Source organism: Ruminococcus sp. XPD3002, from assembly GCA_900119535.1.
Lineage (GTDB): Bacteria > Bacillota > Clostridia > Oscillospirales > Ruminococcaceae > Ruminococcus > Ruminococcus flavefaciens_H.
Genome location: FPJT01000006.1, coordinates 158,744 through 182,907 on the forward strand (window position 1 = coordinate 158,744; position 24,164 = coordinate 182,907).

The following is a 24,164-nucleotide window of genomic DNA, read 5'->3' on the forward strand; positions in this document are numbered from 1 at the left end:
ACCATTAAACTGTCATGATCTCTTTTTCCTTGTCCGCAACTGCCTTGTCGATATCGTCGCAGAAACCGTCTGTGAGCTTCTGGACCTTCTTCTCGCAGTCCTTAAGGTCGTCCTCAGTGATCTCGGAGTTCTTCTGCATCTTCTTCAGCTTATCCATTGTATCACGGCGGATAGAACGTACAGAAACCTTGCTTTCCTCGCCGAGCTTCTTGATCTCCTTAGCAAGTTCCTTACGTCTGTCCTCTGTGAGCTGAGGGAAAGCAAGTCTGATTACGTTTCCGTCATTTGTTGGATTGATGCCGATATCTGAAGCCTGTATAGCCTTCTCGATGAGCTTCAGTGTGGACTTGTCCCATGGCTGGATAACGAGTATTCTTGCCTCTGAAACAGATACAGCTGCCATCTGGTTAACAGGTGTGGGAGAGCCATAGTAGTCTACCATTACCTTGTCAAGAACAGCAGGATTAGCTCTTCCTGCACGGATAGAAGCAAATTCGTTTCCGAGTGCGTTAAGACTCTTTGTCATTTTTTCCTTTGCGTGATCAATAGTTGCTTTCATTATAAAACATTCCTTTCCATTATATAAGTTATCGTTATTCCGAAACTACTGTACCTACGTTTTCGCCCATTACAGCATCGTAAATATTATCGGGGCGAGAGAGGTCAAATACCAGCATCTTCATGCCGTTATCCCTGCACATTGTAGCAGCAGTGCTGTCCATAACACCGAGCTCGTCGTTGAGTACCTGAGAGAAAGTGAGAGTATCGTACTTCTTTGCATCGGGATACTTATGAGGATCCTTGTCGTAAACGCCGTCCACAAGAGTAGCCTTGAGGAAGATATCAGCCTCTATCTCAACTGCACGGAGCGAAGCCGCTGTATCAGTAGAGAAGAAAGGATTACCTGTACCGCATCCGAAGATGACTACCCTGCCCTTGTTAAGATGCTTGACAGCCTTGTTGCGGATATAGGGTTCAGCGACCTGCTGCATAGTTATAGCAGTCTGAACTCTTACATTGCATCCGAGAGCTTCAAGGGAATCAGCTATAGCGAGAGCGTTCATAGCAGTAGCAAGCATACCGATGTGGTCTGCACGAGTTCTGTCCATAGCACCGCTTGAACGTCCGCGCCAGAAGTTTCCGCCGCCGCATACGATACCGACCTGAACGCCTGCATCGACGCATTTCTTAACGCTCTTGCATATCTCGTTGATAACATCGAAGTTGAGACCTGTCTTGTTATCGCCTGCGAGAGCTTCTCCGCTTACTTTTAATAAGATCCTTTTGTATTTTGGTTCCATATTGCACCTCACAAATATATTACTGTATATATTTTACACTAAAAACGTGAATATGTAAAGTCCATTTTTGAAAAAAACTGTATTTTTTCAATTTTTTCTTAGTTTAACTTATAATAATAGGTAAAAACAAGGTGTAATATCCATTCTTCAGCAACATGCACAAAAATGTTGAAAATTTATTGTTAGAAAAATTTTGCATTTTCTCTTGACTCAGCACCTCGTTTGTGCTATAATATAAAAGCTGACTGAGACAGACAGTCACAGGGCAGCAAAAACAATATACGGAGAGGTATCGAAGCGGTCATAACGAGGCGGTCTTGAAAACCGTTTGACTTAACGGTCACGTGGGTTCGAATCCCACCCTCTCCGCCAATTTTTTTATAATGAGTAAGCGGATTTTCTCTTGCTCGTCAGTTTGCGGATTTACCCAAGTGGTGAAGGGGCTCCCCTGCTAAGGGAGTAGGTCGGGAAACCGGCGCGAGAGTTCAAATCTCTCAATCCGCGCCAAGCAGAATAAAATTCTGCGTGCTACGGATGAAGTATTGCTTCATCCGTTTTTCGTATTTTATATTGTTAGGAGGAACTAATATGCAGATCGTTTTGTGTTCGCTTATCGGTTATCTTTTCGGTAACATCAACCCTGCATATATTATTTCCAGATGCCGCGGTTTCGACATCAGGGAACGCGGTTCGGGAAACGCAGGAGCTTCAAACGTGATGATGACCATGGGCAAAAAAGCAGGTGCCTTCACAGCTCTTTTCGACATCGCTAAAGCAGCGCTCGCATCTATAATCGCCTTCCACCTTTTCCCGCACCTTAAGTACGCCAAGATCCTTTCAGGATCAATGTGCATACTCGGTCACATTTTTCCCGTACTTATGAAGTTTCACGGCGGAAAAGGTCTTGCCTGCCTTGCAGGTACTATAATCGCATTTGATCCGAAACTCTTCATCACTTTACTGCTGTTCGAGCTTATTATCGGACTTACACTCGACTATGTATGCGTTGTTCCCATGACCGGCTCCTTGATATTCACTACTATCTACGCTCTAAGTACAGGTGACGCAGTAGGAACTATTGCTCTTGCAGCTGTCTCTGTGATAATCTTCATCAAGCACATTGAGAACCTGAGACGAATACAGAACGGCACCGAAGCCCACATCAGCTTCCTATGGCATAAGGATCAGGAGATCGAGCGCATCAAACACAACGCCAACTAAAAAACTTCCGTATCACGGTAAATATACATTAATCATCAAAGGGATGCCTCACTGAGAAGCATCCCCTTTTTATATCTGTATTTCTTTTGTTCCGAAGTCAGGATCAGTACGGGAGCTTGAACTTGCCTATCTTCCACTCGCCGTCGCTTCCTACTATTACCGAAAATTCATTGTATTCAGTCCACGGAGCAGTTCCGTCAAGACCTGTACCATCATAGTTATTGGCAACAGTGAAGGTTATTTCGTCCCCTTCTTTTTTCACAACATCAGTAACCACAGAGTCAACGTAGAATATATTTCCGCCTCTCTGACCGTACTTCCAGTAAACATTTCCCTTGTACTCAACGAAGTAATCACGGTAGCCGTCATTATATCTGCTGTCAAATGTACTTTCGTATAACTTCATTATATCATCAATGCTTTTTATTCTTGGATCAGTCACCGGAACGCCTAAATAATTGCCGTTATCATCATAAGCCGTCTCATACCTGAAGCCTGTATCATCCTCCGAAAATCCTAAGGGTAATTTCGAAACCTCAACATAATCACTGAAGTTATATCTGTATCCCCAGTAAAGTTCGCAAGCTTTCCCATAATACCCCTGTGCTTTCTCAATAAGAGCAGCATCCTCAGCGCTGACATTATTCTTTGTTGTCGGTTCTGCTTCTGCGGTGGAAGCTGCAGCATCAGCAGCTTCGGCTGCTTCACTTGCTGCCTTTGCGGCTTCTTCGGCTTCCTTGCGCTTCTGCTCTTCCTCGTATGCCTTCTGAGCTTCTGCTGCCACTGTCTCGATCTGCTGACGTATCTTTTCTTCATCCGAAGCAAGCTTAGACTGCATCTCAGCTGCATTCGCTGTTGTCACCGTATCAGCAGTGTAAGTACCTGTACCTGTTGTAACTGTTACCGCAGATGTTGTAACTACGCCTGTTGCAAGCTGTACTACAGCATCGTCGGGAGAAGTGTGCTTCATATTGTGAGCCACGTAAGCTGCTCCGCCTATACCGCCCACTACCAGCAGAGCAGCAGCTGCCATTCCTGCAAATCTTGTCAGTACCGGTCTTCTGTAGGTTTCAACTCCGTTAACTTTATCCTCGCCCATATCTGCGGAAACGCCGTTCTTCATATTCTCAAGTTTCTTCTTACTCATAGCAAATATCCTCTCTCTCTCGGCATCTGTCATGACTCTTTTGCCCTCCGTCAGCCTTTCGATGTTTACATCTTCCGATTTATCGAGGAGATCTTTTAAATTATAGTTCTTCATATTGGTCCTCCTTACAGCGTAATACCGACCTGGGTAAGTTTCTCACCGAGTCTGCTCATTGCTCTCTTGCAGCGCATACGTACTGCCGATGCTTTCATCGAAAGCATTTCTGCAATTTCGTTCGAGTTGCGGTCGAAATAGAATTTCTGTATTATAATAGTGGAATCAGGTTCGCCAAGCGCTTCTATCTCGCGCATGAGTATAGTCTGAACTTCCGCAGTATCCGAGTCCTTTTCGATATCGTTGTCTGAGCTGATACCGAGCATTGCGTCCTCGTCCGCTGAAATGCGGTTCTGATAAGTGGAAGTCCTGCGAAATGCATCCACTGCTGTACGCTTTGCGATAGTACCTATGTAACCTTTCATATCGCCGCTGTACTCTGCACTCGTATCATAGCTGAAAAATATCTTCGCAAACACATCACTGACGCACTCCTCGATGTCTTCACGGGAGCCGCTGTTGTGAAGCTTGCTGTAGACTATCGTATAAACATAGTCTCCGTACTCGTCAAACAATGCGCGGTAGGCTTCGTCCTCAGACCGCCTGAATAATTCGCTGTATTCTGATCCTGTCATAAATGATCTCCTTTGAAAGTTGTTTTCCATGGATTTTTGCTTTCATACAATACATTCCGTCAAAACCTCGAAAGTGTCACACAAAATCACAAATTTTTTCCCGATTACGTATCCGCCCTTGATTTGTTAACTGCTTTGTGATATAATGTTCAATGTTCATTGCAATAAACTATAACAGACTGCAAAAGCAGTATCTGAAATAACATAAACAGGAGAACATCATGAAGACCAAAAAGCAAATGACAAAACCAAAGGTTTCGAGAACCGATCGCTGCTTCTATCTGCTGTCCTTTGCAGCCCTTGCAGCCGTCCACCTGCTTCTGCTGATATTCATACATCGGAAAATACCCGTTCTGCTGGATTCTGACATGTCCAGCGAGATGATACTCGGTAAGATACTCTGTGAGGAAGGAAGGATAATGACCGATTCGTGGTACTACTCCACGGAGCTGAGAGTAGTCAACACCCAACTTATCTACGCCCTATTCTTCAATTTCACGGATAACTGGCATACCGTCCGTATGTTATCCACATTCGTGCTGCACCTTATATTGTCATGCAGTACATTCTTCCTATGCAGACAGGCAGGCTTCAAAAAATCAGCTCCTGCCGTTGCCTGCGGACTGCTGATACCATTTTCGCCTCAGTATTTCTTAATAATACTAATGGGATGCTACTATATTCCACACATCGCAGTTTCTTTCCTTACGGTCGGACTGCTGTTCCTGTACGGGAAAACAGAGAAAAAGCCGTTACACTTAGCATCAGTCGCAGGCATCTCTGCTCTCGCCTTCATCTCGTCCCTTGGCGGACTGAGACAGATAGTCGTTACCTATCTTCCGCTCATTATGGCGGTATTCACCATCTGCCTTTACCTGTTCTTCGCCAAGGGCTGGGAAAAAGTCAGAAAGTCCGAATACTTCCGCTATCTGATACTCTCGGCAGTATCACTCCTCTTTGCAGGAATGGGCTACATTATTAATGTAAAGGTGCTTCTGGAGCGCTACCACTTCAAAGAATGGGACGATATGCGTTTCACCTCATTCAACACTGAACGCTTTGCAACTACAGTATCCGATATGTTCGTAACTCTCGGCTACAAGGCTGATACAGTCGGTGCATCCTCACTTGCTTCAAACGTTCTTTGCTTCGTTATAGCGGCACTGCTTACAGTCTTCATCGTCCAGGCGATACACCGTGCAGGTAAAGTAAGCACCGAATTCACACTGATAAGTGTTTTTTTTCTCTGCGGTATCGTTCTCCTCATCCTGATATTCTCCCTTACAGATATGGACTACACCGCAAGATACAATCTTCCTGTCATGGTGTTTGCGCCCGTTATACTTGCACTTGGTATACGTGAGGCAGACTTCGGAAAGGCTCCGAAGCAGACTTCCTCCGCGGTTGCTGCAATATGCATCGCATCAGTTATCGGACTCGGCTTCATCAACATAAACAGCATGAGAACTCTCCGCCGCCAGTCGGGACTGGAGGACTGTGCAGCGGCAGTTACCGAACAGGGCTACACAAGCGGTTACGCCACCTTCTGGCACAGCAACAAGCTCACGGAGCTTTCCAATGGCAGGATCGATATGTACTCGTGGAAGGACGGCGGCAATGATGGTACACGATTCAAGGCTACAGGAAGCGTAAATTCACTTTTCCAGTGGCTCCAGAAGGTCTCACACACCGAAAAGGCTCCTGAGGGTAAAGTCTTCCTGCTTATGAGCAGAAAGGAAGTGCCTAACTGCATGTGGGGTGACAAGCTTGCAGATGAAGATATCATCTACAGCAACGAGCAGTACGTCATTTACGGCTACGAAAGTTATCAGGAAATGGTAAATCTTTTCGCTGACTTCGATTACGATATGGACAGCTCCGACTGGCTCATCAACGGCGAGCCAAAGAACGGAAAACGCATCCTTCACAAAGGCGGCATATCATACGGTCCCTATATCACTTTCTTCAAGGGCAGCTACGAAGTGACCGTCAAGGGCAAGGGACTCTCCCACGCAGACGTTACCCCTCGCAACAATGATCTTATGTACACTTTCCCATTTGAGGTGATAAGCTCCGATGACAGGGAAATAGTTCTTGATTTCACAAGTCAGGACAGTATCGACGGTTCGGAAATAGTCATAAGAAACACTTCCGACGAAGATATTTCTATCACAGATATAAGCATCAGATGGTGCGGAGAATAACAGACAAGGGACGCTTCCGCGATCGGAGGCGTCCCTTTTTAGCTTCAGATGGATATGTAAAGGTATTTCAAAGCCATTGCGTAAAGCTGCTGAGGCATACACTGCTCACTGACGAGAAGCTCCGCAAAATCAACTGCATCCTCGATATCCGCAGAAAAATCCATGATACTTGCAGTCCCGCCGCTATTATGATCCTCTATCTCAACTCCGTAAGTCTTCGATTCAGAACCATACCTCATCATCTGTCCCGACGTCACCCTGTAGGATACCTTATTGCCGCCGTAGATCTCCATATAAACCGTCCTGCTGTTCACTGAACGTTCTTTTACATCAATATATCCAAACATCTTTTTGCTCCCTTCTTCTTACGGTTCTTTTTCCCGTACATATGTTAACATTATATCATATGTTCCTGTGCCTGTGAACGGGTATAAATTGTTAGTTACCGTAATATTATGAAGGAAGGAGTCGAACGATCATTTTTTCTCAACTCCGTGCCTGATATAGTGAAACAGATACTGCTGAGCGATACCTGCGTTCTCTGAAAGATACTCAGGGAAGCCGTTAGGGTAGTATTCACCCAGAACACGCTTTATCCACACATCTATAGGGAATGCCTCTGTTCTGTGCATACCGAAAAGCAATATGCATTCCGCAACCTTTGGTCCGACGCCCTTGATAAGCTTAAGTTCTCTGCGTGCCTCCTCTATCGGGAGTGTACTTATTGCTGAAAGGTCAGTAATACCGTTACCGACTCTTTTTGCCGCATCTTCAAGATACTTAGCGCGGAAGCCGCTCCTGAGATATGCAAGGGAATCTGCATTTTCCTGCGAAAGCTGTTCTGCATCGGGAAACATTCCACCGTAATTGTCACAGAGCCTGTCGATGATACCCTTTATACGGGGGATATTGTTATTCTGGGAAATAATAAAGGAAATAAGACATTCCCAGCTGTTCTGCCTGAGAAGTCGGATGCCGCCTGCGAACTTGCATGCCTCCGAAAGAGTTGCATCCTCAGAGAACATGCGTTTCAATTCCGAGTAGTCGGTGTTGAAGTCGAAGTAATCAACCCACTTGCTCAGGAAATCCTCTTCGGAAATATTGTGGAAAATAAATTCACCCTCGCCGCTCTTTGAAACAGTCAGCTCATCGTTGTAGAAACTGCCCTGATATGTACAAAGGTAGTCGGAATCTATCTTCTTCCAACGGAAAGCCTGTCCGCAGTCGAGAGTCTCATCCAGGTCGAAATCGGGAGTGCTTACAAGAATGTCTCCGCCTTTGACTGTATAATCCATTTTACATCACCTCATGATATGTTGATTTTATAGTGCAAAATAATATTTACAAATATATATTATAGTATATAAAAGTCAATTTTATTTTACAAGATTAGTCGCCGTAAAATATAAATCGTACCATATACGCTTTTGCACTTGATTTTTCTATTAAATTATACTAAAATATAATTAGAAATACAAGTGCAAGGAATGATTATTTTCATGAATAAATGTAAATTTTTTGTTGCAGTTATCGTTACTGCAATGCTATTCTGCGGATGCTCAAACAAAGTAAGCTCCGACAACAGTACAGCTGAGGAAGTTCAGGAGATCACAGAAACTCCTACAGAAGAACCTGTTATAGAGCCCGAACCCACTGAACCACCTACAGAACCGGAGGTAAAAATACCTGCCGACTCTGTTACCAAACAGGACGGCGTGTACGTTTATGATAACGCTACCCTGTTCACTGACGAAGAAAAGCAGCAATTGACAGAAAAGCTGAAGTCCCTCTACAACGATCGTCTTATTAATGCAGCCGTCATAACTGTTGAACACATCGGTGAGGATATTCCCTATTCATACACAGAAAAGGCTTACGATACTCTCTACGGCAGCCGCGGAAGCGGACTCGTTCTCCTTATCAACAACGATACGGACACAGACTGCCTTTACAAAACAGGCAGCTGCTCGAAGTTCATCTCCGATGAGACCGAAAAGAGCGAGTTCTATTGGGCTACAAAGGATATCGTCAGCGGACAGTTCTACAGCGCTGCAGACAGGATGATAAGTCTCGGCGAAAGGTGTCCCGAACATATTTTCGATAACCTTGGACTTTTCGAGAATGACGTTATTACCGAGCTCGAAGGTAAGTTCAAAGAACTTAAGTCCGACGTTTCACTCCTTATCACCACCAATCAGACAAGCAGTTCCAATAAGGATATCTGTACGGAGTATTTCAAGCGAAAATATCCCGACGGTAAGGGCTATATGTTCATGATAGACACTGAATCCAAAACCATTACCCTCGTCACCGAACAAAAAGAGTCCTCGGACGTAAAAAAAGCACTGGAAACAGCTTCAAAGTCCGCACAGAAGGGCGAATACAAAACAGCCGCCGAAGAGCTGCTGAAAGGCTTCTGAAACCACATATAACAACAAATCCCCACAAAGAAAGGATGTATCATATATGAGCGAAATGGATTTTCTTATTGAAAACATTCAGCATCTTCCTGCCATAGTCGAAAGTGAAGAGTCCATACAGGATAAATTTGCCGCTACCTTTATCGAATTCATGGAGCTCTCTCACCTTTACGAGTCCGCCATCGAGATAGTTAAAACCTATCTCAACAATCTTGCAGGTGAATTCAACGTAAAGTTCCAGCGAAATCCGATCCACAACATCGAAAGCCGACTTAAGTCCGCAGAATCCATAGTCGGAAAACTACAGAAAAAGGGACTTCCCATAACTCCAGATTCCGCAAGAAGAAATCTTCTGGATCTTGCAGGCATCAGAGTAACATGCTACTACATCAGCGACATCTACGCCATTGCGGATATGCTCCGCAGACGTGATGACTTCGAGATAATAAAACAGAAGGACTACATAAAGAACCCAAAGCCAAGCGGCTACAGAAGTTACCACATGATAGTTAACGTACCGGTTCACCTCTCCACCCGAAAGCACTATGCTCCCGTGGAGATACAGATAAGGACTATCGCTATGGACTTCTGGGCAAGTCTCGAACATCAGCTGAAATACAAGACCTCCGCTGCTCTCACGCCCGAGATATCCGAGGAACTTCGTGACTGCGCCGAGAGAATAGCTGAGACCGATATACAAATGCAGAAGCTGATGATGGAAATAAGTCAGCTCTGACCTCATGACAGAAAAAGATCCCGTAAGCGTTTATGCCTTCGGGATCTTGTTTTTTTATTTCACTCCAAGAAGTATCTTTGAACCGCTCAGTCCAAGTATTTTTGCCTCAGACTTTGTCATGAACATACCATTGTCGGTAGTTATAAGCTCAACACGTTCGTAGCCCTCTGATCTGAGTTTCTCCGCGAACTGTTCCATATCGCCGTATCTGCCGTTTGACATTATATCGTGTATAACAAAGCATCCGCCTTTTTTCAGAACTCTTAGAGTTTCATGAAGAAGCTCCTGCTTGTTTACCCCGTTAATGTTATGGTAAACGTAATTGCTTGTAACTGCATCGAAATACTCGTCAGGAAAATCAAGCTTCACTGCGTCGCCCTGTTCAAAGCTTACGTTGTCAACATCCTCTTCCTCCGAATTCTGTTCGCAGAGCTCACGGTTAAAGGAAGCGTACTCCTTTCCCCATCTGTCAATGCCTATGAAAGTACCCTGTGGATTGCGTTTCGCACAAGCTATAGTCAGCGCACCGCTTCCGCAGCCTACGTCAAGTCCCTTACCGTCTTTCGGAAGATATACATACGCTGCAACTTCGTCAACGATCTCTCTTGATAACTGACGCGAACCGTCGTAAGAGAACTTCTTGTGTGCCATTACGCTCCATGCCAGCGCAGCACTGCATGCGGCAGTACCGACTCCGGCAACTGCAACAGCAGCAGTTCTGATACGTGGATCGAGTTTCTTTCCGAATAAAGCGGTACCTGCGGTACAAGCAGCGAGAACTCCTGTTGCACAGCTAAGACCTGCGATCATGCCTTTAGGCACCCAGTTTTTATAATTAGCAGCCATTCAGGTCACTCCTTTACGTTAGTATATTATAACTATATTATCATATCTTCACCAATTTGTCAAGGCGATAAAAGACCATACGACGTATCGGTACAAAAAGAAAAAGTCTCCGATTTCGGAGACTTCATACTCTGGAGGCGCCACCCAGATTTGAACTGGGGATCAGGGTGTTGCAGACCCACGCCTTACCACTTGGCTATAGCGCCGTCCATGGAGCGGATTACGAGGCTCGAACTCGCTACCTCCACCTTGGCAAGGTGGCGCTCTACCAGATGAGCTAAATCCGCATAGCGACCCCGAACAGACTCGAACTGTCGACCTCCTGCGTGACAGGCAGGCGTTCTAACCAACTGAACTACGAGGCCATTGGTGGGGACTACAGGGCTCGAACCTGTGACCCTCTGCTTGTAAGGCAGATGCTCTCCCAGCTGAGCTAAACCCCCACGCTTTTTTGTATCGTCGACTGACGACTTATATATTCTACCACAACTTGAAGATTTTGTCAAGGGTTTTTTTGAAATTTTTCAAAAATTTTTTTTGTATCCAGACTTTTCACCTTTAATACGTTATTTTCGTCCCTCAGCACATATCCAGCTTGTATCATCTTTGGTGTGGATAGTCACATCAGTGAAGCCTGCGTTCTCCAGCAGTTCCCTGAACTCCGTTCTTGTTGGATTATATAACGAATACTTACGTATACCTTCAAGACTTTCCTCAGAAAGCTCTGCATCACCGTAAACGTCCGCAACGATCAGAAATACTCCCCCTTTGTCCAGAACACGATATACCTCGCGGAGGTTTTCCTGCGGATCAGGCCAGAAATAAAAGCTCTCCACTGTGATTATCCTGTCGAAACTGTTATCTGCAAAAGGAAGAGAATCTACTGAAGCTTCAACCACATTCATCTTACCAGTAGAAATATCATCGCTGTTGTTCTTACTGCTCAGTTCCACAGATACAGGTGAATAGTCCGCACCCGTAAGATGTCCCGATGTTATCTTTTCAGCCATACGGTGCAGTGTAGCTCCTCCGCCGCAGCCAATATCAAGCACTCTTTCACTGCCTGTGAAGGTAAAGTTCTTCAGCGCCCAGCCCGTCACTTCATAGTGGGAATCATTCATGCGTGTAAGCATTTCAAAACCTGCGCTTCCGTGAGGCTTTGCAGGATTGCCCATTTCGGTTATAGATCTTTCACTCATTGTTACCACTCCTAAATACATTCTGATTATATTATATCACTCTAAAAAATTTTTGCAACTTTTTTCGATCAGGTACTTGACAAAACTAATTAAACGCGTATAATATAATTAAACGTGTTTAGTTTGGAGGTGTTTACTTTGAAAAGAGATATCAACCGTACCCGTTCAGAAATTCTGTCTGCAACCGCAAGACTTATGACCTCCGCAGCAGATCCTTCCGAGGTCACCTCACGGCGTATTGCTGCCGAAGCGCAGGTCAACCTGGCCATGATAAACTACTGTTTCGGTTCAAGGGAGGCTCTCCTTGCAGAGGTTTTTTCAGGTATAATGCAGAAAGCAATGCAGTCAGACAGCCATTTGGGTGAGCTTCTTAAATCCGATATCCCTCCGAAGGAAAAAATTATAGAGGTACATATCACTATGATGCGCCTTATGCTTGATAATATGAACTACTCCCGTGCAATAACGAAGTACATACTTCTCGAACGAGACATGATACACGGCATGGAGAGTCTGCCCCTTGTAATTGCACATTTCAGCGGAAGCCGCACCGAAGAAGAATGCAGGATGATAACCTTCAGCCTCACAAGCAGCAATGAACTTGCTGTACTGAAAAGCGAAGAATTAAAAAAACACTGCGGCATCGATCTTACAGACAGTGATGTACTGCGGAAATTCGTAACCGATAACGTGAACAGGTATTTACCGTAATAAAGGAGGAAAATATGGAAAACAAAGCACTTCTCGTCATTGATATGCAGAATGACTATCTCTGGGAACAGAGAAAAGATATGTTCAGCTACAACACTCCGCGGCTTGTAAGCGAAGTTAACAAGACAATCAAGGAACATAAAGAAAAGGGATTCGACATTATCTATGTGGTTCAGCTCTTCCCTAACATCATAACCAACAGATGGATAATAGGTTTTTCCATAAAAGGCACGGAAGGCGCCGAGCTTTATGACGGCATGGACCTTGTCAACGATACAGTTGTCGAGAAAAATTTCCCTGATACTTTCACATCATCACAGTTCAAAAAGCTTTTTGCCGAGAAGAACTACAAGGAACTCCACCTATGCGGTCTTGACGAGTGCGGTTGCGTAGGAGCTACAGCAAAGGGTGCTATAAAAGCAGGATGCAGGACTGTACTGATCTCCGCTGCTACAGGTTCACGTTTTCCTGCTTCAAAGCAAGAAAAAACGAGGAGCACTCTCACTGCTCTCGGAGTTATATACGAATAAACAGCGCCCCCGACACGGATCTGACCGCATCGGGGGCTTTATCATTCAGTAAGAAAGTATTATTCAGCTGTAACAGGCAGGTCTTCAAGAGTGTAGACACCTGCATCTACCTTCTGTAATGTAAGGGAATCAAGTGGAGTTACACCGTCGCCTCTGTTATAAACGTCCGCATTGATGAGTCCCTGAGTATCGATCGGGAATTTTTTGCTGTTTGCGATGTACTGGAGTATCAGCAGTGCATCTGAAAGATTTACGTTGCCGTCGCAGTTAGCATCGCCGTAAACAACTTTCTCAGGAGCATCTGTAGGTGCTTCGGTTGGCTGCTCTGTAGGAGATTCTGTTGGCTCAGGAAGTGCTGAAGCAAATACAACATACTGCATTACACCTGAACTCTGTCCGTTTGTTCCGAGCTTTATCTTCTCCCCTGCACTTACATTCTTGCTGTACAGGTCGAACTGCTTCTGATCGGTCGCATCTGTTATTCCCACTGTCTCGCCTGTCTTTGTGTAGCCGGACATCCATGAAGGTACAGATGCCACACGGCTGTCCATTGCAATGTAAACTGTGGAATCCTTCTTTGCCTCCAGTGAAGCAAGGTCCGCATCATAGTTCTTGGAATCACATGCGGTAAGTACTCTCTCGCTGCCTTCGAGGGATGAAGGAAGTGCAGTAATAAGGAAATCACGGTCTGTGAAAGCCTTTGAACCGACCTTAGTATCATTTTCAACGCTCCATGAAATACCATTTGATGAGAGAACATTCTCAACTGCCACGGAAGCTATAGTGTCCGAGCCGTAAACAGTAACAGGTCCCTGCGGCTCTGTTGGTGTCGGATTTGAAGGCTGTTCGGGCTGCTGTGACGCTGTACCCTTGTTGTAGACCTTTGTCTGCATTGCACCTGCGAAGTTCATGACCTCGCTCTTTGCACTGTCAGGAGTCTGTGCGGTATAACTGTACATGTTAAGGTCGAAGTTATCGTAAGCATCTCCGCCTGATTTCAAGTTAGCTATGGATGCTGCTGCATTTCTGCTGTTCACTATGCTGTATGCAAGTCCGCTTCCCATATTGCAGCCCTCAAATTTATCGTTGTATGATTTGATGGTGCCTGAGTAAGCATCGCTGCCCATATTAACTGCATCCAGAGGGAGATATGTGTTCTCGAAGTAGTTAGCCTCTGAGAATATCTTTGAGTTGTATGAAGCGCCGATTCCGTACTGCTTGTTATCGCTGAAATAGTTGTTATAGCAGTGGATGTGAGCGTTTCTTGCACGAGGATTTCTCGACTCGGTGCTCTTGAACCAGTTGTGGTGATAGGTTATCCAGTCCTGGAACTGACTCGGACCGCCGCCTACAAGTGAAGTCTTATGACAGTTGTTGAACACGTTGTAGGAAACTGTGATGTTCTCGGACCACTTGATATCAACTGAACCGTCGCCGTCTGCCTTGTCAGCGTCAACAGTACCGTTTCCTGCGAACTGGTTGTAGCCCTTGTCGATAGTATTATTGTGTACCCACATGTAAGAGGACTTGCTGTCCGATGAGCCTGTCATTGAGATTCCGTCATCGGGGTACTGTTCGAGGCGGAGGTTCCTTACCTCACAGCCTGTGGAGCGCTTCATCTCGAATCCCCACTTGTCCAGTGCCGCATCAGCACCGATACCCTCGATAGTTACGTTCTCGGCATTCTGGAGGTACAGCATGCTCGAACCGTCATTCTGTTTACCGTCATTAGCCTTAGCACCTGAAGGAACTCCCACCTTGCCGATGAAGCGGAATACGACGTTCTTTGGCTTAGCGCTGTAGAATATGTTGTAAAGGCCTGTCTTTCCGCCGTAGGAAATAGAGTCCTTGTTGCTGTCCGTAACGTAGATGACTTCAACGCCCTGTTTCAGTGTACCGTCATTGTTGTAAGCTCCAACAGAACGGTCGTTATTGCCATGAGCGTAGCCGCTGCGGTCGAAAGTCATCGGCTGAACGTCTGCCATAGCTCTGCCCTTTGAGCCTTCAATAAGGAGAGTGTATGTCTCGCTATTATTCAGTCCCACAATATCCACACGGTTTCCGCGTATAAGCTGTGAGTCGACCTGTGTGAACTGGTTCTTGCCCTTTACAGAATAGGATACCTTAACGTTATCGCCGATAGCCGAGCTGTCCCACTCTGCTGCTGCACTCTCGAACCAGCCGCTGCAGTATGTTATTGCACCGTCTGCCACAGGTACATTCTGCGGTTCCTGCTGACCTTGCTGCGACTGCTGTGACTGAGCTGAAGCATTGAGATAAGACGGAGTCCAGTTCTTCATGTAGTTGACGAGCTTGATGCCTGCCGCATCGGACTCGGAAATAATGTGTCCCTTTCTCTTGGATGTATCAACAGCCTTGCCGTCCTTTGTCTTAGTACCGCTCTCCTTGAACCCCGAAACGTTCTCCGGCTGAACTCCGCTCATTGAGGTCCAGCCTGCCTCGTTTATGAGGTTCGCACTATCAAGAGTGGTATTCACGAACATTACCTTTGCAGTATCTCTCCACGGTCTGCCGAAGTAGCCTGTAGATACCTTAAGCTGCGGATTTGCAGTAACATTGCAGTTATAGAAAAGGTAGCCCGTATCATCGTTGTTATCATCTCTTGCAGCGGTTATGTAACCGCCTGTAGTTCCCGAACTGTAACCCTTCCAGCGAAGTTCACAGCTATCAAATACAACTGAACCGTCACCGAAGATGTAGTCGGTCTGTCCTTCTATCTGGCAATTCTTGTAATATTCGGGAGAACCGCCTGTATAAAGCGTATCCTGACTGCTGAGGAATGAGCAGTTAAGGAACTCGCAGTAGGCAGCATCCGCAGAGAAAGCTGCCGCACGTTCCGTATATGCCTTGGACTGAACGTCCGCACCTGTATTTCTTGCAACTCTCAGAGTCTCGCCTGTAGCCTCAACGCCGTCAGCAAGTTCCTCCTGAGTGATGTACCTGTTGAAGGAGTTCTCGAATGTGATATTCTCAGCCTTGAAATTAGTAGCCTTCGGCCAGAGCTGTACTGTGGCGCCCCAGCGGTAGTTGGCGATATTCTTCGCAGACTTTGATGCTGCTGCATTCTTGTCATAATAACCCTTTGCGTTGGCGCTGTAGTACTTATAGCCTATACCGTAATACCATGTAAGGGTAACTTTCTCATTCGGCGAATCATTGACAAATGACACGTAAGGTGTCTGTACCACGACCTGTTCACGGTATGTACCGGGAGCAATGTGGATAGTAACTCGGTCTGATTCTGACGAAGGTGAGAGTGATGCTGCTTTGTCAACTGCTGCCTGGACTGTTGAAAAGCTGCCGTTTCTTCCTGTATAGCCCACATACAGGTCTGTACCTGCCGCATCCGCACTGATCTGAGGGAAGAACAATGCCTGAGACATCAGCATTGCAGCAGAAGCCATAACAGATACAGCCGTGAGGGACGGTTTTCTGTTCTTTCTTAACATTAGTCTTAACTCCTTTTCATTGATTCCGAATCTGTTCGGTCGCCTGATATAATGATCAGTATTTACCATATATGTAAATTATAGCATAAATAATGAGCATTGTAAATGATTTTTTATACTTTCAAACTGATTTTTTGTACAATCAGCACTTACAATTTTCAATGCTTTTGATCAGATTGACAATTCAAGCTCTATATTTTATAATATATATAACGATCATAAGGAGGAAATAGCTATGGACCGATTCGTTTATCGGGGTACTGAAAAGCTGCGATGCGGCTATACTACAGGTACCTGCGCCGCTGCTGCTGCAAAAGCTGCTGCTGAAATGCTGCTGACACAACATAAGGTCACTTCTTCCGCAATTGTAACGCCCTCGGGAGTAAGTCTGCTGCTTGAGGTTCATGAGCAGTCATTCAACTCCGAACGTGCCTCCTGCTGTATTGTCAAGGACAGCGGCGACGATCCCGATATCACAAACGGCATACGTGTATTCGCAGCGGTGGAGAAGTCGGAAAGCGGTGTAACTATCATCGGCGGAAAAGGCATAGGGAGAGTCACAAAAAAAGGACTCGACCAGCCTGTAGGCGAAGCTGCGATAAACTCCGTCCCCAGGAGGATGATAATCGAAGCAGTCCGTGAAATGGCTGAAATGTACGAATACAGCGGCGGTTTCACTGTTACAGTTTCCGTACCCGATGGTGAAAAGCTCGCCGCAAATACATTCAATCCACGAATGGGTATAGTTGGTGGTATATCCATAATCGGGACAACCGGGATAGTTGAACCTATGAGCAATTCCGCTATCATTGAAACTATCCGCACTGAAGCAAATATGCGCCGTGCTGAGGGAATGTCTACTCTCATCCTCTCAGTAGGCAACTACAGCGACGACTTCATAAAAACTCACGCTCCATACCTCTCGGAAAAAGCTGTAACCTGCAGCAATTTCATCGGTGAAGCCATTGATATCGGCGTATCCATGGAATTTGAGAACATCCTCCTCATCGGACACATAGGCAAGCTTGTGAAGCTTGGTTCGGGCATAATGAACACTCACTCCTTCTATGCTGACGGACGTATGGAAACTCTTATCGCTTGCGGTGCGCTGGCTGGTGCGGACATTGAAACGCTCCGCCGCATTGCAGACTGCGTAACCGCGGATTCCGCCATTGATATACTTGCAGAAAAAGATATGGCAGAACCCACTCTTGAAGTCCTCATCCGCAGGATAGACCACTACCTGAAATGCAGGGTACGGAACAAGTCACGTATCGGCGCAGTGGTGTTCTCATTCAAGAACAACGTACTGCTGAAAACAGAGGATGCGGACGATATCATCAACACACTCACGGAGGAATAATATGATACATTTTGTAGGGGCAGGCTGCGGTGCTGCCGACCTGATAACTCTCAGGGGAAAAGAACTCATTGAAAAGGCAGATGTCATCATCTATGCTGGTTCGCTTGTAAACCCCGAACTTCTGAACTATGCGCGTTCCGACTGCCGTATATTCAACAGCGCTGAAATGGCTCTCGATCAGGTGATAGAGGTTATGAGGAATGCAGAGGAAAACGGATTCGATACCGTCCGTCTGCACACCGGTGACCCCAGTATCTACGGTGCTGTACGTGAACAATTCGACCGCCTTGACGAACTCGGGATAGACTATGATATCTGTCCCGGAGTAAGCTCATTCTGCGGCGCTGCGGCTGCACTTCATGCGGAGTACACACTTCCGGATGTGTCCCAGACCGTGATCCTCACACGTATGTCGGGACGTACAAAGGTGCCTGAAAAGGAAAGCATTCCATCCCTTGCGGCGCACAGGGCAACTATGGTACTGTTTCTTAGCGCAGGCATGCTTGAAGAGCTTTCAAATCAGCTCATCGAAGGCGGATACAGTCCCGAAACTCCTGCGGCGATAGTCTACAAAGCCACATGGGCAGATGAGAAGGTCTGCCGCTGTACAGTGGGCACTCTCTCCGAGACCGCAGAAAAGAACGGCATTACCAAAACAGCGCTGATAACAGTCGGTAACTTTCTCGGGGACAATTACTCACTTTCAAAGCTCTATGATCCGTCCTTCACTACCGAATTCAGAAAGGCTGAAACAGAATGAATATAGCCCTTATCTCACTGACCGAAAAGGGACGTGTACTCTCGGAAAGACTTGCGGTGCTTTCCCACGATCACACGGTCAGACGTCACTGCTTCCACTCTCATACGGACGAAAATGCAGTCCCGTTCACGGACCTTTCTGCACTTGCTGCAGAGTTGTTTTCCGCCTGTGATGCACTGGTTTTCGTATGTGCCTGCGGTATCGCCGTAAGGGTAATTGCTCCACACATACGCTCCAAGACTGAAGATCCTGCGGTCATCGTAATTCCTGACAGCGGAAGCCACGTTATCCCCATACTTTCGGGACACATAGGCGGTGCAAATGCACTTTCCAGACACATTGCCGAACTCATCAGTTCAGAAGCCGTTATCACTACCTCCACAGACACGGGAGGACTTTTCTCCCCCGACTCATTCGCAAAGGCAAACGGTCTCACTATCACCGATATGACCGCTGCAAAACGCATTGCCGCACTCATTACAGACGGCAAAAAAGTCGGCTTCTGCTGTAAATACCCTCACGGTAAACTGCCTGAAGGACTTACACTCGATAAAGACTGTCCCCACGGCATCTACATCGGAAAGAACATTAAATCCACTCCATTTGATGATACTCTGCGGCTGATACCCCGTGATGTAGTACTCGGTATAGGATGCAGAAAAAACACTCCATTCGATGCCATAGAAAGCACTGTTCTTCATGTGCTTGCATCCGCTGATATCCCTGTGGAACGCCTGTATGCCGCCGCTTCTGCCGACCTAAAAAAGAACGAGGAAGGACTCCTTCAGTTCTGCGAAAACTATTCGCTGCCCCTTTACACCTATGCCGCTGAGGAGCTGATGTCCGCGGATGGAGAGTTCACTGCATCAGAGTTCGTAAGGAGCGTTACAGGTGCGGACAACGTTTGCGAGCGGAGTGCAGTTCTGTGCAGCGGAGGCAAACTTATAGTACGCAAACAGGCTTTGAACGGTGTGACCGTTGCCGCCGCTGAAAGACCGGTCAGCATCGACTTTGAAAGGAGCATTCTATGAAGCTGTATATCGTCGGATTTGGCTGCGGAAGCCGTGAAGGTATGACTCTCGAAGCTGAACGTGCCATTCTCGGAAGTGATCTCATTATCGGCTATACCGCCTACACCGAGATTGTGTCCCGTTTCTTTCCCGAAAAGCCATGCCTTTCCACGGGAATGCGTCAGGAGAAGGACAGAGTCGCACTTGCGCTGGAAAAAGCTCAGACTCAGAACGTAGCTCTCGTTTGCAGCGGAGATCCGCAGCTTTACGGTATGGCTGCACTTGCTATGGAAATGGGAAAGGATATTCCGGACTTTGAAATAGTACCTGTTGCAGGCGTTACAGCAGCTTTCAGCGGTGCTCCGCTTCTTGGTGCTCCCCTCACCCATGACCTTGCGATAATCAGCCTTTCGGACTTGCTCACACCTATGGAGAAGATAGTCAAACGCCTTAGATGCGCCGCTGAAGCGGATTTCATTATCGCACTCTACAACCCCTCATCAAAAAAGCGTTCAGATTACCTGATGAAAGCCTGCGATATAGTCCTCGAATACAGAGGCAGCTCCACAGTCTGCGGATATGTCCGAAACATCGGAAGAGATGGACAGGAAAGCAGGATACTTACTCTCGGTGAGCTGAGAAACACTGCAGTTGACATGTTCACAACCGTAATTATCGGCAACTCCGAGACTAAAATAGTCGGCGGCAGAATGGTCACTCCCAGAGGCTACCGCAATGTTTAGGCTCATCATATTCGCTGGCACCACCGAGGGACGACGTCTTGCGGAATTCTGCAAGGATAACTGCATTGCCGCAGATGTTTCCGTGGCGACAGAATACGGTGCAAAGTTTCTTCCCGATGTTGGCAGAGTACTCGTCGGAAGGGCGGACAGCTCAGATATGAGGTGCATATTGGCTGAGGGACATTACTCCCTTGCTGTGGATGCAACTCATCCCTATGCAAGAGAAGCTACCGAAAATATCTGCGCTGCCTGTCATTCCACGGGAGTTAGATACGTCCGGCTCCTGAGGCAGTCCTCGGAAATAAAGGGAATGACTGCTGAGAGCATCACGGAGATAGTTGAACTGCTGAACAGTACTAAAGGCAACATACTCAGCACTCTTGGAAGCAAGTCCTTTTCATCACTATCCGAAATAAATGAACGCTTTGAACGTGTATGGCTGAGAGTACTTCCATCGGATAGTATTGCGGAGGAATGTCACTTACTCGGATTCGATACAAACAAGCTGATATGTGAGAAAGGTCCATTTTCAACTGAACAGAATGTGGAACATATAAAGCTAAGCGGTGCGGATTGGCTTATCACCAAGGAGAGCGGTCCCGAAGGCGGATATCCTCAGAAGATAGCCGCTGCTGAACTTTGCGGAATAAAGACGGTGACTCTGCTTCGTCCGAAAGAAAAGGGGCTCAGCTTCGATGAAGTTGCAGAATTGATACTCAGTGAAAAGGAGAAAACAAAGTGAAAGTATACGTAATAGGTACAGGAATGAACGATGAAAGCACTCTCACCCGTGAAGCTGCCGCTGCAATTGCCGATTCAGAAGTCATAATCGGTGCTGAACGTATGACTTCCCCTTACCTGAGCAGCGGAAAAACTGTTCTCACTACCTACAAGCCTGCTGAAATAGCTGATTACCTGAATTGCAGCACTGCTTCATCTGCGGCTGTTCTCCTTTCGGGAGACACAGGCTTTTTCAGTGCCGCCAAGAGACTACTTCCCCTGCTGGAAGATCACGATGTGAAAACTCTCTGCGGTATCTCATCGGCTGCATACCTGTGCTCACTTACAGGTCACTCCTACGAGGATATGCGTTTCATCTCTCTCCACGGAAGAAGCGCTAATATAGCTATAAACGTCCGCATGAACAGGTACTGTTTCTTCCTTCTCGGAGGAGAAATGACAGTAGGTGAACTGTGTTCACGCCTTTGCAGCTATAATCTCGGAGGAGTACGTATCTTTATCGGTGAGGATATGGGGTCGGACAGCGAAAAAATAACGGAATGTATTGCTTCGGACTTCACTTCCTACGAAAACGTCAGTCTCTGCTCTTTGATCGTGGAGAATCCCGACTGCATAAAATTCATTCCCTCGTCCATGTCGGACAGCGCCTTTATCCGCGGTAACGTACCCATGACAAAGGCTATCGTAAGAGGTTCAGCAGTCTCTTCACTTGAGATAGAAAGAGACTCGGTATGCTGGGATATCGGCTGCGGTACAGGTTCCGTATCCGTTGAAATGGCTTACAGATGTCCGGCAGGGACAGTCTACGCCTTTGACAAGTCCGCTGAGGCTGTGGAACTCACAAAACAGAACAGCATGAGCCATTCCTGCGATAATATAACAGTCCGTGAAGGTGTGTGTCCCGATATCCTTGAAAATGCTCCTGCTCCAGACAAGGTTTTCATAGGAGGTTCTTCGGGTAATATGCTGAATATTTTCCGCTGTGCGACCAACAAGGGCTCTTCTCCCGATATTGCTGTTACAGCTGTATCCCTTGAAACACTGGAACAGGCATGCAGATGCTTTGAAGCATTCTTTTACATCTACACAGTAACTCAGATAGCTGTTACCGATACACGGAAAGTCGGAAACCACACAATGCTTACAGCTCAGAATCCCGTATTCCTAATAAGGGGGCGCAAGTCATGAAACGTGTAATAATAGGCGGAACAGGCAGCGGATGCGGTAAGACTACAGTTACCTGTGCGATACTCTCAGCACTGAAACAGAGGGAAATGTCCGTATCGTCCTTCAAGTGCGGTCCCGACTACATCGATCCCATGTTTCACAGACGTCTGCTTGGCACGGACTCCCACAATCTGGACAGCTTCTTCTGCAATAAAGATACAATCTGCTCACTTCTCGAGCGCTACGGCAGTTCATCGGATATCGCCGTAATTGAGGGCGTTATGGGTTATTATGACGGAAGCAGCGGTTCAGCACATTCTCTCTCGCTTATGACCGATACCACTGCGGTAATCACTGTTAACTGCAAGGGCATGAGTGACTCGATAGGCGCTGTGATGAAAGGATTTCTCACCTACCGCAGTCCGAATAATATCGCAGGATTCATCTTCAACATGCTTCCCGAAAAACTCATTCCCTTCGCAAAGGAATTGTGTGCGGAACTGGGTACGGAATACTTCGGATGCCTGCCCAAAAACACTTTTACTATCGAAAGCCGTCACCTCGGACTTGTAACTGCTGACGAGATAGCCGATATCGATGATCAGCTCCGTGAACTCGGCGCACTTGCTGAAAAGTATATCCTGCTGGACAAGCTCCTTGCACTCCCCGAAAATCCTGTTCCGCAGTATAAATCTTACACTGTTAAACCTTTGAAAGATGCTCCAGTGATAGCAATTGCAAGGGATGCAGCATTCTGTTTTCAGTACCCAGAAAACCTCGATATCCTCACGGATATGGGATGTAAGCTTCGGTTCTTCTCCCCTCTTTCCGACGGTCACCTTCCGCCTGCGGACGGTATCATCCTCTGCGGAGGCTACCCCGAGCTATACGCCGATAAGCTTGAGAAGAATTCAGTTATGAGGTTTGAACTGTATATGCTGCTTAACGATGGGATACCATTCATTGCGGAATGCGGAGGTTTCATGTACCTTCACGATGCCATTAAAGACTCGGCAGGTACCGCTTACTCTATGGTAGGATATTTCGACGGCAAGGCTTTCCCGAGGGAACGCCTTACACGTTTCGGCTATGTAACTATGACTGCACATGAGGACACGGTTCTCTGTCCCGAAGGCGGAAGTATAAAAGCGCATGAGTTCCACTACTGGGACAGCTCTAACCGCGGAAACAGTTTCACCGCCGTCAAAAACAACGGAACAAAATGGGAATGCGGTCACAGCGACATGCACTGTTATGCAGGCTTTCCGCACCTGTATTTTCCGTCAGATATCGGGATACCACGCAGGTTCGTACAGGCTTGCATCGACTACCGAAACAAAAAGGAGAAAAAATGAGGATAATTTTCATTCGCCACGGTCTGACCTCGGGTAACATGGAAGACCGTTATATCGGTTCAACGGACGAGCCCCTCTGTCCCGACGGTATTGTAGCTCTCAGGGAGCTTTCCTGTCCCTACTGCGATATAGTTGTATGCAGTCCCATGAAAAGGTGCATACAAACTGCCGATATACTCTATCCCAATGCGAAAAAAGTCATCTGCAAGGACTTTCGTGAGTGCGATTTTGGCGACTTCGAGGGAAAGAATTACAGTGAACTCAGCGGCAATGACTACTATCAGAAATGGATAGACAGCGGCGGAACTCTCCCATTTCCTAATGGTGAATCTCCCGAGGATTTCCGCAGTCGTACTGTTGCCGCTTTTGAAAGTATAATGTCCCGATATGCTCACTGTAACGTTCTCGCATTCGTGGTACACGGTGGAACTATAATGGCTGTAATGGACAGATTTTCCTTTCCCCACAGGGACTATTTCGACTGGCACATCAAAAACGGAGAGCTGCTGACATGCGAATTCGACGGCTCTAACATCACACTAACGGAGTAA

23 protein-coding genes and 6 tRNA genes are annotated in these 24,164 nt (G+C 46.6%); 16 read left to right on the forward strand and 13 right to left on the reverse strand.

The window, feature by feature from the left end; genetic code table 11:
• Positions 1–4 precede the first annotated feature (4 nt).
• On the reverse strand, positions 5–559 hold the full coding sequence (gene frr, locus BT127_RS07235) for a ribosome recycling factor (protein ID WP_075424358.1): 555 nt from the start codon (positions 557–559) through the stop codon (positions 5–7).
• A gap of 34 nt (positions 560–593) precedes the next feature.
• Positions 594–1,301, reverse strand: a complete 708-nt coding sequence (gene pyrH, locus BT127_RS07240; protein WP_075424359.1) for a UMP kinase — start codon at positions 1,299–1,301, stop codon at positions 594–596.
• A gap of 283 nt (positions 1,302–1,584) precedes the next feature.
• Here pyrH and BT127_RS07245 point away from each other — a divergent pair.
• The 3 genes from BT127_RS07245 to BT127_RS07255 all read left to right on the forward strand — a co-directional run bounded on the left by BT127_RS07245 (position 1,585) and on the right by BT127_RS07255 (position 2,522).
• Positions 1,585–1,673: transfer RNA gene (locus BT127_RS07245), tRNA-Ser, on the forward strand.
• Between the two features lie 45 nt (positions 1,674–1,718).
• Positions 1,719–1,808, forward strand: a tRNA-Ser gene (locus tag BT127_RS07250).
• Positions 1,809–1,889: 81 nt separating this feature from the next.
• Positions 1,890–2,522 (forward strand): glycerol-3-phosphate acyltransferase, encoded by a 633-nt coding sequence (locus tag BT127_RS07255; RefSeq protein ID WP_075424360.1) that lies wholly within the window; start codon positions 1,890–1,892, stop codon positions 2,520–2,522.
• 103 nt (positions 2,523–2,625) lie between these two features.
• Here BT127_RS07255 and BT127_RS07260 read toward each other — a convergent pair whose 3' ends face one another.
• On the reverse strand, positions 2,626–3,783 hold the full coding sequence (locus BT127_RS07260; RefSeq protein WP_075424361.1) for a hypothetical protein: 1,158 nt from the start codon (positions 3,781–3,783) through the stop codon (positions 2,626–2,628).
• Between the two features lie 11 nt (positions 3,784–3,794).
• The gene (locus tag BT127_RS07265) at positions 3,795–4,358 is read right to left on the reverse strand and encodes an RNA polymerase sigma factor (RefSeq protein ID WP_075424362.1); all 564 of its coding nucleotides are present in this window, start codon (positions 4,356–4,358) and stop codon (positions 3,795–3,797) included.
• A gap of 221 nt (positions 4,359–4,579) precedes the next feature.
• Between BT127_RS07265 and BT127_RS07270 the strand changes: the two genes are divergently transcribed.
• A complete protein-coding gene (locus tag BT127_RS07270) occupies positions 4,580–6,562 on the forward strand; it encodes a hypothetical protein (protein WP_075424363.1) in 1,983 nt (660 codons plus the stop codon).
• A gap of 44 nt (positions 6,563–6,606) precedes the next feature.
• Here the strand turns inward: BT127_RS07270 and BT127_RS07275 are convergent, their stop codons facing one another.
• Positions 6,607–6,909, reverse strand: a complete 303-nt coding sequence (locus BT127_RS07275; protein ID WP_075424364.1) for a DUF6514 family protein — start codon at positions 6,907–6,909, stop codon at positions 6,607–6,609.
• Between the two features lie 129 nt (positions 6,910–7,038).
• Positions 7,039–7,857 carry a DNA-3-methyladenine glycosylase family protein gene (locus BT127_RS07280; RefSeq protein WP_075424365.1) on the reverse strand — a complete coding sequence of 273 codons (819 nt, stop codon included), beginning with the start codon at positions 7,855–7,857 and terminating at the stop codon, positions 7,039–7,041.
• A gap of 204 nt (positions 7,858–8,061) precedes the next feature.
• Between BT127_RS07280 and BT127_RS07285 the strand changes: the two genes are divergently transcribed.
• Together BT127_RS07285 and BT127_RS07290 are read left to right on the forward strand one after the other, a co-directional pair.
• Positions 8,062–8,982, forward strand: a complete 921-nt coding sequence (locus BT127_RS07285) for a TPM domain-containing protein (RefSeq protein WP_075424366.1) — start codon at positions 8,062–8,064, stop codon at positions 8,980–8,982.
• A 46-nt stretch (positions 8,983–9,028) separates the two neighbouring features.
• On the forward strand, positions 9,029–9,718 hold the full coding sequence (locus tag BT127_RS07290) for a GTP pyrophosphokinase (RefSeq protein ID WP_075424367.1): 690 nt from the start codon (positions 9,029–9,031) through the stop codon (positions 9,716–9,718).
• 54 nt (positions 9,719–9,772) lie between these two features.
• Here the strand turns inward: BT127_RS07290 and BT127_RS07295 are convergent, their stop codons facing one another.
• From BT127_RS07295 to BT127_RS07320, 6 genes are all read right to left on the reverse strand, one after another.
• A complete protein-coding gene (locus BT127_RS07295) occupies positions 9,773–10,564 on the reverse strand; it encodes a class I SAM-dependent methyltransferase (RefSeq protein ID WP_075424368.1) in 792 nt (263 codons plus the stop codon).
• Between the two features lie 132 nt (positions 10,565–10,696).
• Positions 10,697–10,770, reverse strand: a tRNA-Cys gene (locus BT127_RS07300).
• 5 nt (positions 10,771–10,775) lie between these two features.
• Positions 10,776–10,851: transfer RNA gene (locus tag BT127_RS07305), tRNA-Gly, on the reverse strand.
• Positions 10,852–10,855: 4 nt separating this feature from the next.
• Positions 10,856–10,929: transfer RNA gene (locus BT127_RS07310), tRNA-Asp, on the reverse strand.
• A 2-nt stretch (positions 10,930–10,931) separates the two neighbouring features.
• Positions 10,932–11,007, reverse strand: a tRNA-Val gene (locus BT127_RS07315).
• Between the two features lie 123 nt (positions 11,008–11,130).
• Entirely contained in the window at positions 11,131–11,763 is a 633-nt protein-coding gene (locus BT127_RS07320; RefSeq protein WP_075424369.1) for a class I SAM-dependent methyltransferase, read from the reverse strand.
• A 138-nt stretch (positions 11,764–11,901) separates the two neighbouring features.
• Between BT127_RS07320 and BT127_RS07325 the strand changes: the two genes are divergently transcribed.
• Together BT127_RS07325 and BT127_RS07330 are read left to right on the forward strand one after the other, a co-directional pair.
• A complete protein-coding gene (locus tag BT127_RS07325) occupies positions 11,902–12,474 on the forward strand; it encodes a TetR/AcrR family transcriptional regulator (protein WP_318257194.1) in 573 nt (190 codons plus the stop codon).
• Positions 12,475–12,488: 14 nt separating this feature from the next.
• Positions 12,489–13,004, forward strand: coding sequence for a cysteine hydrolase family protein (locus BT127_RS07330; RefSeq protein WP_075424370.1), 516 nt, complete (start codon positions 12,489–12,491; stop codon positions 13,002–13,004).
• A 59-nt stretch (positions 13,005–13,063) separates the two neighbouring features.
• Here the strand turns inward: BT127_RS07330 and BT127_RS07335 are convergent, their stop codons facing one another.
• Complete coding sequence (locus BT127_RS07335; protein ID WP_075424371.1) at positions 13,064–16,474, reverse strand: pectinesterase family protein; 3,411 nt, start codon at positions 16,472–16,474, stop codon at positions 13,064–13,066.
• Between the two features lie 235 nt (positions 16,475–16,709).
• Here BT127_RS07335 and cbiD point away from each other — a divergent pair, with 235 nt between their 5' ends.
• From cbiD to BT127_RS07375, 8 genes are read left to right on the forward strand one after another with little or no spacing between them, the layout of a single operon-like run.
• Positions 16,710–17,837 (forward strand): cobalt-precorrin-5B (C(1))-methyltransferase CbiD, encoded by a 1,128-nt coding sequence (gene cbiD / locus BT127_RS07340; protein ID WP_075424372.1) that lies wholly within the window; start codon positions 16,710–16,712, stop codon positions 17,835–17,837.
• Position 17,838: 1 nt separating this feature from the next.
• Positions 17,839–18,597 carry a precorrin-4 C(11)-methyltransferase gene (cobM, locus tag BT127_RS07345; protein WP_075424373.1) on the forward strand — a complete coding sequence of 253 codons (759 nt, stop codon included), beginning with the start codon at positions 17,839–17,841 and terminating at the stop codon, positions 18,595–18,597.
• Positions 18,594–19,628, forward strand: a complete 1,035-nt coding sequence (locus BT127_RS07350) for a cobalt-precorrin 5A hydrolase (protein WP_075424374.1) — start codon at positions 18,594–18,596, stop codon at positions 19,626–19,628. Before cobM ends, BT127_RS07350 begins: the two co-directional genes overlap by 4 nt.
• Positions 19,625–20,350, forward strand: coding sequence for a precorrin-3B C(17)-methyltransferase (gene cobJ, locus BT127_RS07355; RefSeq protein WP_075424375.1), 726 nt, complete (start codon positions 19,625–19,627; stop codon positions 20,348–20,350). The genes BT127_RS07350 and cobJ overlap by 4 nt, the downstream gene beginning before the upstream one ends.
• The gene (gene cobK / locus BT127_RS07360; protein WP_075424376.1) at positions 20,343–21,092 is read left to right on the forward strand and encodes a precorrin-6A reductase; all 750 of its coding nucleotides are present in this window, start codon (positions 20,343–20,345) and stop codon (positions 21,090–21,092) included. The genes cobJ and cobK overlap by 8 nt, the downstream gene beginning before the upstream one ends.
• On the forward strand, positions 21,089–22,279 hold the full coding sequence (locus tag BT127_RS07365) for a bifunctional cobalt-precorrin-7 (C(5))-methyltransferase/cobalt-precorrin-6B (C(15))-methyltransferase (RefSeq protein ID WP_075424377.1): 1,191 nt from the start codon (positions 21,089–21,091) through the stop codon (positions 22,277–22,279). Before cobK ends, BT127_RS07365 begins: the two co-directional genes overlap by 4 nt.
• Entirely contained in the window at positions 22,276–23,613 is a 1,338-nt protein-coding gene (locus BT127_RS07370; RefSeq protein ID WP_075424378.1) for a cobyrinic acid a,c-diamide synthase CobB, read from the forward strand. Before BT127_RS07365 ends, BT127_RS07370 begins: the two co-directional genes overlap by 4 nt.
• Positions 23,610–24,164, forward strand: coding sequence for a histidine phosphatase family protein (locus BT127_RS07375; protein ID WP_075424379.1), 555 nt, complete (start codon positions 23,610–23,612; stop codon positions 24,162–24,164). The genes BT127_RS07370 and BT127_RS07375 overlap by 4 nt, the downstream gene beginning before the upstream one ends.

Bases quoted from the DNA above. Each gene is read 5' to 3' on its own strand.
- frr (WP_075424358.1), bottom strand. From the start codon at position 559: ATGAAAGCAACTATTGATCACGCAAAGGAAAAAATGACAAAGAGTCTT.
- pyrH (WP_075424359.1), bottom strand. From the start codon at position 1,301: ATGGAACCAAAATACAAAAGGATCTTATTAAAAGTAAGCGGAGAAGCT.
- BT127_RS07255 (WP_075424360.1), top strand. From the start codon at position 1,890: ATGCAGATCGTTTTGTGTTCGCTTATCGGTTATCTTTTCGGTAACATC.
- BT127_RS07260 (WP_075424361.1), bottom strand. From the start codon at position 3,783: ATGAAGAACTATAATTTAAAAGATCTCCTCGATAAATCGGAAGATGTA.
- BT127_RS07265 (WP_075424362.1), bottom strand. From the start codon at position 4,358: ATGACAGGATCAGAATACAGCGAATTATTCAGGCGGTCTGAGGACGAA.
- BT127_RS07270 (WP_075424363.1), top strand. From the start codon at position 4,580: ATGAAGACCAAAAAGCAAATGACAAAACCAAAGGTTTCGAGAACCGAT.
- BT127_RS07275 (WP_075424364.1), bottom strand. From the start codon at position 6,909: ATGTTTGGATATATTGATGTAAAAGAACGTTCAGTGAACAGCAGGACG.
- BT127_RS07280 (WP_075424365.1), bottom strand. From the start codon at position 7,857: ATGGATTATACAGTCAAAGGCGGAGACATTCTTGTAAGCACTCCCGAT.
- BT127_RS07285 (WP_075424366.1), top strand. From the start codon at position 8,062: ATGAATAAATGTAAATTTTTTGTTGCAGTTATCGTTACTGCAATGCTA.
- BT127_RS07290 (WP_075424367.1), top strand. From the start codon at position 9,029: ATGAGCGAAATGGATTTTCTTATTGAAAACATTCAGCATCTTCCTGCC.
- BT127_RS07295 (WP_075424368.1), bottom strand. From the start codon at position 10,564: ATGGCTGCTAATTATAAAAACTGGGTGCCTAAAGGCATGATCGCAGGT.
- BT127_RS07320 (WP_075424369.1), bottom strand. From the start codon at position 11,763: ATGAGTGAAAGATCTATAACCGAAATGGGCAATCCTGCAAAGCCTCAC.
- BT127_RS07330 (WP_075424370.1), top strand. From the start codon at position 12,489: ATGGAAAACAAAGCACTTCTCGTCATTGATATGCAGAATGACTATCTC.
- BT127_RS07335 (WP_075424371.1), bottom strand. From the start codon at position 16,474: ATGTTAAGAAAGAACAGAAAACCGTCCCTCACGGCTGTATCTGTTATG.
- cbiD (WP_075424372.1), top strand. From the start codon at position 16,710: ATGGACCGATTCGTTTATCGGGGTACTGAAAAGCTGCGATGCGGCTAT.
- cobM (WP_075424373.1), top strand. From the start codon at position 17,839: ATGATACATTTTGTAGGGGCAGGCTGCGGTGCTGCCGACCTGATAACT.
- BT127_RS07350 (WP_075424374.1), top strand. From the start codon at position 18,594: ATGAATATAGCCCTTATCTCACTGACCGAAAAGGGACGTGTACTCTCG.
- cobJ (WP_075424375.1), top strand. From the start codon at position 19,625: ATGAAGCTGTATATCGTCGGATTTGGCTGCGGAAGCCGTGAAGGTATG.
- cobK (WP_075424376.1), top strand. From the start codon at position 20,343: ATGTTTAGGCTCATCATATTCGCTGGCACCACCGAGGGACGACGTCTT.
- BT127_RS07370 (WP_075424378.1), top strand. From the start codon at position 22,276: ATGAAACGTGTAATAATAGGCGGAACAGGCAGCGGATGCGGTAAGACT.
- BT127_RS07375 (WP_075424379.1), top strand. From the start codon at position 23,610: ATGAGGATAATTTTCATTCGCCACGGTCTGACCTCGGGTAACATGGAA.